General features: G+C 68.5%; 12 protein-coding genes and 1 pseudogene. All 13 read left to right on the forward strand.

Annotated elements, in window-relative coordinates; all coding sequences use genetic code 11:
• Positions 1-205 precede the first annotated feature (205 nt).
• The 13 genes and pseudogenes from MZV50_RS21635 to MZV50_RS21695 all read left to right on the forward strand — a co-directional run bounded on the left by MZV50_RS21635 (position 206) and on the right by MZV50_RS21695 (position 12,616).
• The gene (locus tag MZV50_RS21635) at positions 206-1,942 is read left to right on the forward strand and encodes an IlvD/Edd family dehydratase (RefSeq protein ID WP_252631392.1); all 1,737 of its coding nucleotides are present in this window, start codon (positions 206-208) and stop codon (positions 1,940-1,942) included.
• Complete coding sequence (locus MZV50_RS21640) at positions 1,942-2,856, forward strand: 2-dehydro-3-deoxygalactonokinase (protein ID WP_252631394.1); 915 nt, start codon at positions 1,942-1,944, stop codon at positions 2,854-2,856. The genes MZV50_RS21635 and MZV50_RS21640 overlap by 1 nt, the downstream gene beginning before the upstream one ends.
• A gap of 5 nt (positions 2,857-2,861) precedes the next feature.
• The gene (locus MZV50_RS21645; protein WP_252631395.1) at positions 2,862-3,473 is read left to right on the forward strand and encodes a 2-dehydro-3-deoxy-6-phosphogalactonate aldolase; all 612 of its coding nucleotides are present in this window, start codon (positions 2,862-2,864) and stop codon (positions 3,471-3,473) included.
• 25 nt (positions 3,474-3,498) lie between these two features.
• Positions 3,499-5,070, forward strand: coding sequence for a sodium/sugar symporter (locus tag MZV50_RS21650; protein ID WP_252631396.1), 1,572 nt, complete (start codon positions 3,499-3,501; stop codon positions 5,068-5,070).
• 195 nt (positions 5,071-5,265) lie between these two features.
• Positions 5,266-5,994, forward strand: coding sequence for a FadR/GntR family transcriptional regulator (locus MZV50_RS21655; RefSeq protein ID WP_252631398.1), 729 nt, complete (start codon positions 5,266-5,268; stop codon positions 5,992-5,994).
• Between the two features lie 93 nt (positions 5,995-6,087).
• Positions 6,088-7,092, forward strand: a complete 1,005-nt coding sequence (locus MZV50_RS21660) for a glycoside hydrolase family 5 protein (protein ID WP_252631400.1) — start codon at positions 6,088-6,090, stop codon at positions 7,090-7,092.
• 52 nt (positions 7,093-7,144) lie between these two features.
• A complete protein-coding gene (mgrA, locus tag MZV50_RS21665; RefSeq protein WP_436792233.1) occupies positions 7,145-8,164 on the forward strand; it encodes an L-glyceraldehyde 3-phosphate reductase in 1,020 nt (339 codons plus the stop codon).
• 156 nt (positions 8,165-8,320) lie between these two features.
• A pseudogene (locus MZV50_RS21670) lies at positions 8,321-8,374 on the forward strand (hypothetical protein); the annotation flags it as partial.
• Positions 8,375-8,609: 235 nt separating this feature from the next.
• Positions 8,610-8,975, forward strand: coding sequence for a hypothetical protein (locus MZV50_RS21675; RefSeq protein WP_252631401.1), 366 nt, complete (start codon positions 8,610-8,612; stop codon positions 8,973-8,975).
• A 199-nt stretch (positions 8,976-9,174) separates the two neighbouring features.
• Positions 9,175-9,522 carry a hypothetical protein gene (locus MZV50_RS21680; protein ID WP_252631402.1) on the forward strand — a complete coding sequence of 116 codons (348 nt, stop codon included), beginning with the start codon at positions 9,175-9,177 and terminating at the stop codon, positions 9,520-9,522.
• Between the two features lie 85 nt (positions 9,523-9,607).
• Positions 9,608-10,066 carry a hypothetical protein gene (locus MZV50_RS21685; RefSeq protein WP_252635293.1) on the forward strand — a complete coding sequence of 153 codons (459 nt, stop codon included), beginning with the start codon at positions 9,608-9,610 and terminating at the stop codon, positions 10,064-10,066.
• A 49-nt stretch (positions 10,067-10,115) separates the two neighbouring features.
• On the forward strand, positions 10,116-11,288 hold the full coding sequence (locus MZV50_RS21690) for an acetyl-CoA C-acetyltransferase (RefSeq protein ID WP_252631404.1): 1,173 nt from the start codon (positions 10,116-10,118) through the stop codon (positions 11,286-11,288).
• Between the two features lie 245 nt (positions 11,289-11,533).
• The gene (locus MZV50_RS21695) at positions 11,534-12,616 is read left to right on the forward strand and encodes an efflux RND transporter periplasmic adaptor subunit (protein ID WP_252631405.1); all 1,083 of its coding nucleotides are present in this window, start codon (positions 11,534-11,536) and stop codon (positions 12,614-12,616) included.
• The last annotated feature ends 8 nt before the right edge of the window (positions 12,617-12,624 follow it).

Raw genomic sequence — 12,624 nt, forward strand, 5'->3', positions numbered from 1 at the left:
CGAAATTGATAGCGCTATCATTTCTGGGATGACAGCGTTGTTTCGGCCACACCCGCGCCATTGACACCGCGATCAATCGCAAGAAATCCGGAAGCGCTTCCAAAACCATCGCGTTCATCGATCAGATTGCGTAGATCATTATTATACTATAAATGACCCGCCTGAATGATGGATCAGGCCCTCGGGGCCGGCGTTAGGGACGACTATGAGCGACGATAACGCGGGCAAGCGCCTGCGCAGCGGCGGCACTTACGGCAAGCTCGATCGGGACGGGTTCATCCACCGATCGTGGATGAAGAGCCAGGGCCTGCCCGACGACGCCTTCGACGGCCGGCCGGTGATCGGCATCTGCAACACCTGGTCCGAGATCACCCCCTGCAACGCTCACCTGCGCGAGATCGCCGAGCACGTGAAGCGTGGCGTCTGGGAGGCCGGCGGCCTGCCGCTGGAATTCCCGGCCATGTCGCTGGGCGAGACCCAGATGCGGCCGACGGCCATGCTGTTCCGCAACCTGCTGGCCATGGAGGTCGAGGAGTCGATCCGGGGCAATCCGATAGACGGCGTCGTGCTGCTGGGCGGTTGTGACAAGACCACGCCGGGCCAGCTGATGGGCGCGGCCAGCGTCGACCTGCCCACCATCGTCGTCTCGTCCGGCCCGATGCTGAACGGCAAGTTCCGCGGCAAGGACATCGGCTCGGGCACCGACGTCTGGAAGTTCTCCGAGGCCGTCCGCGCCGGCGAGATGAGCCTGGCCGACTTCATGTCGGCCGAGAGCGGCATGAGCCGCTCGCCCGGCACCTGCATGACGATGGGCACGGCCTCGACCATGGCCGCGATCATCGAAGCGATGGGCCTGTCCCTGCCCTACAACGCCAGCATCCCCGCCGTGGACGCGCGCCGCCGGGCGATGTCGCACGAGACCGGCCGGACCATCGTCAAGATGGTCAAGGAAGACCGCCGTCTGTCGCAGGTCGCCACCCGGGCGTCGTTCGAGAACGCCTTGCGCGTCCACGCCGCGATCGGCGGCTCGACCAACGCCGTCGTCCACCTGCTGGCCCTGGCCGGCCGCCTGGGCGTCAAGCTCGAGCTCGAGGACTTCGACCGCCTGTCGCGCGACGTGCCGCTGCTGGTCGACCTGCAACCGTCGGGTCGTTTCCTGATGGAAGACCTGCACTACGCGGGCGGCCTGCCGGCGGTGATGAAGCAGCTGGAAGGCCTGCTGGATCCCGAGGCCCCGACCGTCGCCGGCCACCGCATCGGGGCCCAGTATGAGGCGGCCGAGGTGTTCAACGCCGAGGTCATCCGCACGATGGCCGATCCGGTGAAGCCCGACAGCGGCATCTGGGTGCTGCGCGGCAACCTGGCCCCCGGCGGCGCGGTTATGAAGCCCAGCGCGGCCAGCCCCGAACTGCTCAGCCATCGCGGCAAGGCCGTGGTGTTCGAGACGATCGAGGACTTCCGCGCCCGCATCGACGATCCGGACCTGGACGTCGACGAGACCTCGATCCTGGTCTTGAAGGGCTGTGGCCCGAAGGGCTATCCGGGCATGCCCGAGGTTGGCAACATGCCGCTGCCTCGCAAGCTGCTGGAAAAGGGCGTCAAGGACATGCTGCGGATCAGCGACGCCCGGATGAGCGGCACCGCCTATGGCGCGGTGATCCTGCACGTCTCGCCCGAGGCCGAGGCCGGCGGCCCGCTGGCCGTGGTGCGCCATGGCGACGAGATCGTGTTCGACGGCCCCTCGCGATCCTTGAGCCTGTCGATCAGCGCCGAGGAGCTGGAAGGCCGCCTGGCCGCCTGGCGCGCCAATCCTCCGGCCCCGAAATATACGCGCGGCTACGCCAAGCTCTATGTCGACCACGTCTTGCAGGCCGACCAGGGCGCCGATCTCGACTTCCTGGTCGGATCCTCGGGCTCGGTCGTTACCCGCGAGAGCCACTGATGGACCAGGACGTGGTCATCGTCGGCGACTGGGGCACCTCGCGCCTGCGTCTCTGGCTGCGCCAGGGCAAGAGCGTGATCCACCGCCGCGACGGTCCCGGGGTCTCGGCCCTGACCGACACGCCGGAGAAGACCTTCTTGGACCTGGTCGGCGACTGGCGCGAGGCTAAACCGGTCGGCGCCCTGCTGTGCGGCATGGTCGGCTCGACCATCGGCTGGCGCCTGGCGCCCTACGCCTCCTGCCCGGCCGGTCCGGCCGACGTCGCGGACAAGGCCTTGCGCCTGGAGGCCGACGGCCTGCCGGTGACGATCGTCCCCGGCCTCTCGTGCCTGAACCCGCTGGGCGGGCCCGACGTGATGCGGGGCGAGGAGACGCAGGTCTTCGGCGCCCTAGCCCTGGACGGCGCCCTGCGCACCGGCCGCCACCTGCTGGTTCTGCCCGGCACCCACAACAAGTGGACCGTGGTCGAGGACGGCAAGATCATGGGCTTCGTCACCGCCCCGGTCGGCGAGACCTTCGCCCTGTTGAAAGCCCACTCGACCCTGGCCGCCGGCGGCGGATCCCAGGCCGACGGCTCGCCCGAAGGCTTTTCCCTGGGCCTCCAGAGGATCGCCGAGCATGGCGCCGCGCGCCTGCCGCACCTGATGTTCGAGACCCGGTCGCGCCAGTTGCTGGACGGCCTCTCGCCCGCCGACGCCATGGGCTACCTGTCGGGCCTGCTGATCGCCGCCGACGTCGCCGCCGCCCGCGACTGGTTCGGGCCGATGGACGCCGTGACCGTGATCGGCGCGGGCGCCCTCAGCGACCTCTACGTCCAGGCCCTGGCCAAGTCCGGGGTAACGGCGGCCGTCGTCGACGGCGACGCGGCCGTCCTTGCCGGCCTATCGGCGATCTCCAGATCTCAAGAGAAGTGAAGCTTATGACCCACGCCGCCCCGCCTCCCATCGTGGCCATCCTGCGCGGCGTGAAGCCGACCGAGATCGTCGACATCGCCGCGGCCCTGGTCGCCGCCGGGATCAAGGGCATCGAGGTGCCGCTGAACTCGCCCGATCCGCTGGAGAGCATCGGCAAGCTGTGCGACGCCTTCGGCGACCAGGCCCTGTGCGGGGCCGGCACGGTGCTGTCGCCCCAGGCCGTCGACGACGTCGCCTGGGTCGGCGGCAAGCTGATCGTCACGCCCAACACCGACGCCGAGGTCATCGCCCGCGCGGTCGCCCTGGGCCTGACCGCCATGCCGGGCTTCGCCACGCCCTCCGAGGCCTTCACCGCCGTCAAGGCGGGCACCAAGGCCCTGAAGCTCTATCCGGCCAGCAGCTTCGGCCCCAGCCACGTCAAGGCGGTCAAGGACGTGCTGCCCAAGGACATCCTGGTCTACGCCGTCGGCGGCGTGGGCGCGGCCAATCTGGAGCCCTGGCGTGCGGTCGGCATCGCCGGCATCGGCGTCGGCGGCGAGCTCTATCGTCCGGGCTACACGGCCGAGGAGGTCGGCGAACGCGCCGCCGCCCTGGTCGCGGCCTGGAACCCAAAATAACCGTCAGCAGAACGGGGAGGAAGACGTGAACCTAGCAGCCATCGATATCGCGGTGCTGGCGGTCTACGCCGTCGCCATCTTCGGCCTGGCCCAGTGGGTCAGCCGCGACAAGAGCGGTCACCAGAAGGACTCGACCGACTACTTCCTGGCCGGCAAGGCCCTGCCCTGGTGGGCGATCGGCGCCTCGCTGATCGCCGCCAACATTTCGGCCGAGCAGATCATCGGCATGAGCGGCTCGGGCTACGCCATCGGCCTGGCCATCGCCTCCTACGAGTGGATGGCGGCCCTGACCCTGCTGATCGTCGGGAAGTTCTTCCTGCCGGTGTTCCTGAAGAACGGCGTCTATACGATGCCGCAGTTCCTGGAGCAGCGGTACGGCCCCAGCGTGCGGACCCTGATGGCTGTGTTCTGGCTGGGCCTCTACGTCTTCGTGAACCTGACCTCGATCCTGTGGCTGGGCTCGATCGCCATTCACACCGTCACGGGCCTGGACCAGATGTGGGCCCTGGCCGCCATCGGCGCCTTCGCCCTGGCTTATCAGATCTGGGGCGGCCTCAAGGCCGTGGCCCTGACCGACATTGTCCAGGTGGCCCTCTTGGTCACCGGCGGCCTGATCATCGCTTGGCTGTCGCTGGGCAAGATCGGCGGCGGCGACGTGGTCGCCGGCTTCCACCACCTGACCACCCAGTTCCCCGAGAAGTTCGACATGATCCTCTCGAAGGACAACCCGCACTACAAGGACCTGCCCGGGATCGCGGTGCTGGTCGGCGGCCTGTGGATCATGAACATCAGCTACTGGGGCTTCAACCAGTACATCATCCAGCGCGCCCTGGGCGCCAAGGACCTGAAGGAAGCCCAGAAGGGCATCGCCATGGCGGCCTATCTGAAGCTGCTGATGCCGGTCATCGTGGTGCTGCCGGGCATCGCCGCCCTCGTCCTGGCCCCGCAGGGCATCAAGCCCGACCAGGCCTATCCGGAGATGATGAAGCTGCTGCCGCCCGGCCTGCTGGGCCTGGTGTTCTCGGCCCTGGTGGCGGCGATCGTCGCCTCGTTGGCGGCCAAGATCAATTCGATCGCCACCATCTTCACCCTGGACGTCTACGCCAAGGCCCGCCCGGACCGGAGCGAAAGTCACCTGGTCGCCGTCGGCCGCATCACCGCCGTCGTCGCCGTGATCATCGGCATCCTGACCGCCAAGCCGCTGCTGGGCGGCGCCGAGCAGGCCTTCCAGTTCATCCAGGAGTTCACCGGCTTCTTCACGCCGGGGATCGTGGTGATCTTCATCCTGGGCATGTTCTGGAAGAAGGCGACCACCGCCGGCGCCCTGACCGCCGCCATCGGCTCGGCGGTGCTGTCGGCGGTGTTCTGGTACCTGCAGGAGCAGGCGATCTACACCATGCCGTTCATGAACCGCGTCGGCGTCGTCTTCCTGCTGTCGCTGGCCGGGGCCGTGCTGGTCTCGCTGGTCGCCCCGCAGAAGAAGGTCGTCAGCGTCGTGACGCTGGAAGGGATCAGCTACAAGACCTCGACCGGCTTCAACATCGCCGGCGTCGGGGTGATCCTGATCCTGATCGCGCTCTACGCGACCTGGTGGTGATGACAAGATGGGCGGCCGCGCGCGACGCTGGCCGCCTATTTTTGCGTTTTGGTCAGACCTCCGGCCTGAACGCTCTTGCCGAACGCCTCGGGCGCGGCTGTATTCAGCTCAACCGCTCCGTTCGCGAGTGGAACAAATTAAGGTAGCCAGCGGCGAATCCCTTTTGTTCGCCGCCGCAGGAAAGAAGATCCGCCGATGCGCACCCAGCCCGGCCTGAGTTTGACCTACGGTCTGGTCGAGCAACTTGGTCAGGCCATTGTCACGGGCGAATACGCCGAGGTCGGTTTTCCGACCGAGGGCGAGCTGTCCAAACAGTTCGGCGCCAGCCGCACGGTGACGCGCGAGGCGGTCAAGATGCTGACCGCCAAGGGCCTGCTCAGCGCTCGTCCCCGCCACGGCACCGTGGTCGAGCCGGAAGCCGAGTGGAACATGCTCGATCCGGACGTGCTGCGCTGGCTGCTGGAGCGCAAGTTCAGCCTGCGCCTGCTGGCCGATTTCACCGAGATGCGGCTGGGCATCGAGCCCGCCGCCGCCGCCCTGGCGGCCCGCAACGCCGACGAGGCGGGGCTGGAGGAGATCCGCAAGGGGCTGCGCCGGATGAAGGCCGCCGCCCAGGGCGAGGACGATCCCCTCACCGCTGACATCGCCTTCCACATCGCCATCCTCAGCGCGACCAAGAACCCGTTCTATCGCGAGCTGCACGAGCTGGTGAACACGGCCCTGCGCATCTCGATCCGCTTCACCAACCGCATCAAGGGCCGCACCGCCTCGATCCCCTCGCACGAGGACGTGGCCGAGGCGATCATCGCCCGCGACGCCGACAAGGCTTCGGCCGCGATGCGCGAGATCATCGTCGACGTGCTGGAGCTGATCCGCGCCGCCTCGCCGGCCACCGAGAGCGAGGCCGCGCGCCGCGAGGCGTGACGGCCGACGCTTGCGCTTCGGCGAATATCCGACAACGTTGTCAAGGTGGTGACGCGCCTCTTCGAAGCCGCGCGCCGCCGAGGAGGAAACGCCATGGTCCCGATCCGGAAAGTCCTGGCGCTGGGCGCGCTGGCCGGTGTGCTGGTCGCCCTGCCCGCCGCCGCCCGCGAGCTGTCGCCCAAGGCCCAGGTCGCGGCCATGAAGCACGGCGTCAACGTGCTGGGCTATGATCCCCTGTGGGAGGATCCGGCCAAGGCCCACTTCCAGCTGGACCGCCATTTCCAGGTCATCAAGGCCGGCGGCTTCGACACCGTGCGGGTCAACCTGCACGCCTTCGCCCACATGGACGCCGACAACCGCCTGGACCCCAAGTGGCTGGCGACGCTGGACAAGGTTGTCGAGCAGGCCCTGGCCGCCAAGCTGACCGTCATCCTGGACGAGCACGACTTCAACGCCTGCCAGGACGACGTCGCCGCCTGCAAGCCGCGCCTGACCGCCTTCTGGGCCCAGATCGCCGAACGCTACAAGGCTGCCCCCGACAAGGTGGTGTTCGAGCTGCTGAATGAGCCCAACCGGGCGCTGGACGACGTCTGGAACGCCTGGATCCCCGACCTGCTGGCCGCCATCCGCCCCAGCAACCCGACCCGCAACGTCATCGTCGGCCCGACGCGCTGGAACAATCTGGAGCGCCTGCCGGACCTGAAGCTGCCCGAGGCCGACCGTCACCTGATCGTGACGTTCCACTACTACGATCCGTTCCCGTTCACCCACCAGGGCGCCTCGTGGGCCGATCCGGTTCCGCCGGTCGGAACGACCTGGGGGACGCCGGACGAGCATGCCCGGATCGACAAGGATTTCGACACCGTCGCCGCCTGGGCCAAGGCCGAACGCCGGCCGGTGCTGTTGGGCGAGTTCGGGGCCTACGACAAAGGTCCAATCGACTCCCGCGTCGCCTACACGCAGGCTGTGGCCCGATCGGCCGAGCGCCATGGCTTCGGCTGGGCCTATTGGCAGTTCGAGAGCAACTTCAACGTCTATGATGTCGACGCCGACCAGTGGATCGCCCCGATCCACGACGCCCTGATCCCTCCGAAATAGGACAGTTTCCGTGCAGATCCCCTATGTCGCCGCCGCTGACCGCTATGCGTCGATGCCCTACCGCCGCACGGGCCGCAGCGGCCTCGACCTGCCGGCGATCTCGCTGGGCCTCTGGCAGAACTTCGGCGGCGCCGACGTGTTCGAGACCGGTCGCGCCATCCTGCGCCGGGCCTTCGACCTGGGCGTCACCCACTTCGACCTGGCCAACAACTACGGCCCGCCCTACGGCTCGGCGGAGGAGAACTTCGGCAAGGTCCTGAACAGCGATTTCGCCGCCCATCGCGACGAGCTGGTGATCTCGACCAAGGCCGGCTGGGACATGTGGCCGGGCCCCTACGGCGGCGTCGGAGGGTCGCGCAAATACCTGATCGCCAGCTGCGACCAGAGCCTCAAGCGCATGGGCGTCGACTATGTCGACATCTTCTACTCGCACCGCGTCGACCCCACGACGCCGCTGGAGGAGACCATGGGCGCCTTCGCCCACCTGCACCGCCAGGGCAAGGCGCTGTACGTCGGGATCTCGTCCTACTCGCCCGAGCTGACCCGCCAGGCCCACGCCATTCTCAAGAGCGAGGGCGTGCCGCTGCTGATCCACCAGCCGTCCTACTCGATGGTCAACCGCTGGATCGAGGACGAACTGCTGGACACCCTGGACTCGCTGGGCGTCGGCTGCATCGCCTTCTCGCCGCTGGCCCAGGGCCTGCTGGCCAAGAAGTACCTGAACGGCGCGCCGGCGGACTCGCGCGCGGCCCGGGGCGGCTCGTTCGGCGGACACCTGCTCTCCGAGGACAACCTCGCCCGCATCCGCGCCCTGAACGCGATCGCCGAGCGGCGCGGCCAGACCCTGGCCCAGCTGGCCCTGGCCTGGGTGCTGCGCGACCCGCGCATCACCTCGGCCCTGATCGGCGCCCGCACGGTGGCCCAGCTGGAGGACTCCCTGGCCGCCCTGCAGGGTCTTTCGTTCACCTCTGACGAGCTGGCCGAGATCGATCGGCACGCCTCGGAAGGCGGCGTGGACCTGTGGAAGGTGTCGTCTGACCTCGCAACAAGCGACTTGCCGTCGCGTTCATAGCCAAGGTTTAATGTTTCGGCGGCTTGTGGAACACAGGCGTTCGCATAAAGTTCCGGCGCTATGGCCAAGGGCGACCCCTCCCTTTCCGACCAGGTCGAAGGCCTCGACCGCCTCACCGAGCGTGAGCGCGAATGCCTTCGTCTGGTCGACCGCCACATGAGCTCCAAGGAGATCGCCCGCGAACTGGGCCTCTCCAAGCACACCGTCGACTGGCATCTGGACAAGGCGCGGCGGCGGCTGGGCGCGGCCGACCGCTACGACGCCGCGCGCCGGGTCTTCGACCGGGCCCGCCAGGCGTCACCGCGGGAGACGGCCGATCAGGGGGGCCTCCCCCCCCTCACGCCCCCTGTCACCCCCCCTCCGATCGCGTCGGGGTCCGATCCGTCCCGGCTAGGCGAACGTCCTTCCTCACGGTCAGCTGACCGCATCGAGGAAGGAGTTCCCAGTGAACGATTTGTCCCCCCATCAGAACGAACTGACGCCTCACCAGAAGGACGCGATCGGCCGAGCCGCCCATCTGCGCCGGGAGGTTTCCAGCTTTCAGGACATGTGGCCCCGGCTGAATTCGGCCGAGTTGCTGCCCCCGATCACCTGGAGCGAGCTCGAGCGCCAGCTGATGAACCTGGCGCTCACCCCGACCGCCGCCGCGATGGTCCCGGACCTGGTGGCGGCCACGCGCAAACAGGCTTCGTTCAAGCCCAACGAACTGGTGATGCGGGAGATCCTGTGCATCGCCTCCGCGGTGATGGACGAGACCTTCCTGTCGGACTCCTCGTCTTCGGACTTGGAGGAGGACGACCCAATCATCTGAGCCTGCCTCTGCGGCTCGCCTTCATCGCGGCCGTCATGATCGTGACCGCTCTCGCGTTCGGCTCGATCCTGACGGGGCTCCACGCCCTCGAAGGTCTGTTTCCGTAAGATCGCGCCTCCCAGGAGTCGGAGGCGTCCGTCCCTATCGAACCCACACCTTAGCAAACGCGCCAGCATGGCTTGGCGCGAGGAGACTTCTCATGTTCAAGCAACGCCGGATGGCTGCCGAGACTGTGGCCGAAGCTCTGTTCGCCGCCGAAAAGGCCATCGACGCCGCCATCGCCAGCACGGCCGCCCTGGCCGGGCTGATGCCGACCACCCGCCAGGCGGCCAAGCTGTCGGCCCTGATCGGCCAGGACGCCATCATGTCGGCCATCAACACCATGCAGGCCCTGGGCGTCGCCCGCGAGGGCATCGTCACCACGCACAAGCACCTGACGGTCGCTCAGCACGACATCGGCCTTTCGTCCATGTCGCTGGCCGAAGACGAGTTCGGCAAGGGGCCGGGCATGGCCAACGCCAGCGGCCGCCTGACCATCGCCGCCTAGAGCTTCAAGGCGCGACACAAGATCCTCGCCGGTCCCGATCGGCGGGGATCATTGCAATCTGGAGGAAAGCCGCCACCCTAGCGTGATGACGCCGCTCAACTCCCTCCCCCAATGGTCAAGCCTCGCCGCGTTGCTGATCACGGCCGGCTTGGCGCTGTGGCGTGGCGGCTGGCCCGAACGCCTGGCCGGCGTCGCCATGATCCTGGCCTGGTTCGCCACCTACTTCCTCTACAACTACCACCAGAAGTTCGGCCCTCAGACCGCGATGTTCCTGGTGGATCTGGCCCTGATGCTGGTCTTGCTGTTCATCGCCCTGCGGTCGAATCGCTGGTGGCCGATGTGGGCCTGCGGCTTCCACGGCCTGAGCCTGACCCTGGTGCTGGCCACCCTGGCCGACCCCAAGATCCCCAATCGCGCCAGCCTGATCGCCGGCGGCGGCGTCTTCAGCTACCTGGCCATGGCCGCGCTGTTCTTCGGCGCCCTGCCCCGCCGCCCCGCCGCCCCCGCTCGGGACCCGAGCGCCCTGACGCCGCGTCACCGCTGACAGCCCTTCGAACGCCTGTTTCTCTCCTCGCAACATAGGGAGAGAACTCATGGGTGAAGCCTATATCGTGGCCGCCGCGCGCACGGCCGGCGGACGCAAGGGCGGCAAGGTTTCGGGCTGGCATCCGGCCGACCTGGCGGCGGCGGTGCTGGACGCCCTGGTCGCGCGCAGCGGCGCCGACCCGGCCCTGATCGAGGACGTGATCATGGGCTGCGTGGGCCAGGTGGGCGAGCAGGCCATCAACATCGCGCGCAACGCAGTCCTGGCCTCCAGCCTGCCCGAGAGCGTGCCGGCGACCTCGGTCGACCGCCAGTGCGGCTCGTCGCAACAGGCCATCCACTTCGCCGCCGCCACCGTGATGTCCGGCGCCATGGACGTGGTCATCGCCGCCGGCGTCGAGAGCATGAGCCGGGTGCCGATGGGGCTGTCCTCGGCCCTGCCCTACAAGAACGGCTTCGGGACCTACAAGAGCCCGCGGATGGAGGACCGGTATCCCGGGATCAACTTCAGCCAGTTCGCCGGCGCCGAGATGATCGCCAGGAAGTACGACCTGTCGCGGGCCGAGCTGGACGCCTACGCCCTGTCCAGCCATCAGCGGGCGGCGGCCGCGACCAAGGCCGGCAAGTTCGCCGCCGAGATCGTGCCGATCGAGGTCACCCTGCCCGACGGTTCGGTCGAGCGGCACACGGCCGACGAGGGCATCCGCGCCGACGCCAGCCTGGAGTCGATCGGGTCGGTGAAGCTGCTGACCGAGGACGGCCGGCTAACCGCCGCCACCTCCAGCCAGATCTGCGACGGCGCGGCGGGGGTGCTGATCGTCAACGAGCGGGGGCTCAAAGCCCTTGGCGCCAAGCCGCTGGCCCGGATCCACAGCATGACGGTGATCGGCCACGACCCGGTCATCATGCTGGAAGCCCCGATCCCCGCCACCCAGAAGGCCCTGGATCGGGCCGGTCTGAAGATCGGCGACATCGACCTCTACGAGGTCAACGAGGCCTTCGCCTCGGTGCCGACCGCCTGGCTGAAGGTGCTGGGCGCCGATCCGGACCGACTGAACGTCCACGGCGGCGCCATCGCCCTGGGCCACCCGCTGGGCGGTTCGGGCGCCAAGCTGATGACCACCCTGGTCCACGCGATGCACGACCGCGGCGCCCGCTACGGCCTGCAGACCATGTGCGAGGGCGGCGGCCTGGCCAACGTGACGATCGTGGAGCGGCTGTAGGCCCATAAATCCTCCCCCTAGCGGGGGAGGTGTCGGCTCGTAGAGACGACGGAGGGGGAAGAGGCAAGGTTCGCAGCACTTCCCCCACCGGTCCTTCGGACCACCTCCCCCGCTGGGGGGAGGGTCTTTATCGTCTTACGGCAAATTAACTCAGCGACCACAGGTTTGTCGGCTAGAAGGCCGATGGGCTCTCACAGTCGCTGGGGATTATAGTGCTGTACCGGATCAATGGGCGTCGCCCGTCTATGAGCGCGCTGGTCTTGGTCCTGGGCGTGAGCGCGATCGCTCTGGCCGGATGCGGCAAGAAGCCGGCCAAGACCGAGAAGGCCTCGGCCGCCGCCTCGGCCACCGTCGGCGTCTTCACGGTGATCAGCCAGCCGATCGCTCGCCAGATCAACGCTACCGGCACGATCTCGCCCTGGGAAGAGGTTCCGGTCGGCGCCGAGACCGGCGGCCTGACGGCCGTGGCGGTCAACGCCGAGGAAGGCCAGGTGGTCCGGGCCGGCCAGGTTCTGGTCCAGCTGAACAGCACCCTGATCGCCGCCCAACTGCGCCAGCAGGACGCCAGCGTCGCCAGCGCCAAGGCCACCCTGGCCGAGGCCAGCGCGGCCCTGAACCGCGCCCGCGAGCTGCAGGCCAAGGGCTATCTCTCGCAGGCCGGCCTGGACACCGCCGTCGCCCGCCAGGGCACCTCTGCCGCCAATCTGGCCGCCGCCCAGGCGGCCCGCGGCGAGACCGCCGCGCGCCTGGGCCAGACCTCGGTCCGCGCCCCGGTCGGCGGCCTGATCAGCCGCCGCAGCGTCACCAAGGGCCAGATCGTCAGCGCCGGCTCCGAGCTGTTCCGCATCGTCCGGGACAGCCGCCTGGAGCTGGACGCCGACATCCCCGAGACCGACCTGGCGGCCGTGAAGGCCGGCATGCCGGCCAAGGTCTATTCCGAGAAGCTGGGCGAGATGACCGGCCACGTCCGCATCGTGACGTCCGAGGTCAACGCCACCAACCGCCTGGGCGTGGCCCGTATCGCCCTGACGTCGATGGGCGGTTTCCGCCCGGGCATGTTCGCCCGCGCGACGATCGACGCCGGCGACCAGCCGGCCCTGGTCGTGCCCAGCGCCTCGGTGCTGTACCGCGAGAACCGCCCCGGCGTGTTCGTGGTCGACGCCGGCAAGAAGGTCCACTTCCGCCGCATCACCATCCTGGCCAACACCGGCGACCGCGTCGCCGCCACCGGCCTGACGGCCGGCGAGCGCGTGGTGGTCGAGGGGGCCGGCTTCCTGGGCGAGGGCGACCTGGTCCGCATCGGCCTCGCGCCGAAGACCGCGCGCTGAGGACCGCC

The organism is Caulobacter segnis (assembly GCF_023935105.1).
Taxonomy (GTDB): Bacteria; Pseudomonadota; Alphaproteobacteria; order Caulobacterales; family Caulobacteraceae; genus Caulobacter; species Caulobacter segnis_B.

Excerpts from the sequence above, each read along its gene's own strand:
- MZV50_RS21635 (WP_252631392.1), top strand. The coding sequence starts at position 206 with ATGAGCGACGATAACGCGGGCAAGCGCCTGCGCAGCGGCGGCACTTAC.
- MZV50_RS21640 (WP_252631394.1), top strand. The coding sequence starts at position 1,942 with ATGGACCAGGACGTGGTCATCGTCGGCGACTGGGGCACCTCGCGCCTG.
- MZV50_RS21645 (WP_252631395.1), top strand. The coding sequence starts at position 2,862 with ATGACCCACGCCGCCCCGCCTCCCATCGTGGCCATCCTGCGCGGCGTG.
- MZV50_RS21655 (WP_252631398.1), top strand. The coding sequence starts at position 5,266 with ATGCGCACCCAGCCCGGCCTGAGTTTGACCTACGGTCTGGTCGAGCAA.
- MZV50_RS21660 (WP_252631400.1), top strand. The coding sequence starts at position 6,088 with ATGGTCCCGATCCGGAAAGTCCTGGCGCTGGGCGCGCTGGCCGGTGTG.
- mgrA (WP_436792233.1), top strand. The coding sequence starts at position 7,145 with ATGCCCTACCGCCGCACGGGCCGCAGCGGCCTCGACCTGCCGGCGATC.
- MZV50_RS21680 (WP_252631402.1), top strand. The coding sequence starts at position 9,175 with ATGTTCAAGCAACGCCGGATGGCTGCCGAGACTGTGGCCGAAGCTCTG.
- MZV50_RS21685 (WP_252635293.1), top strand. The coding sequence starts at position 9,608 with ATGACGCCGCTCAACTCCCTCCCCCAATGGTCAAGCCTCGCCGCGTTG.
- MZV50_RS21690 (WP_252631404.1), top strand. The coding sequence starts at position 10,116 with ATGGGTGAAGCCTATATCGTGGCCGCCGCGCGCACGGCCGGCGGACGC.
- MZV50_RS21695 (WP_252631405.1), top strand. The coding sequence starts at position 11,534 with ATGAGCGCGCTGGTCTTGGTCCTGGGCGTGAGCGCGATCGCTCTGGCC.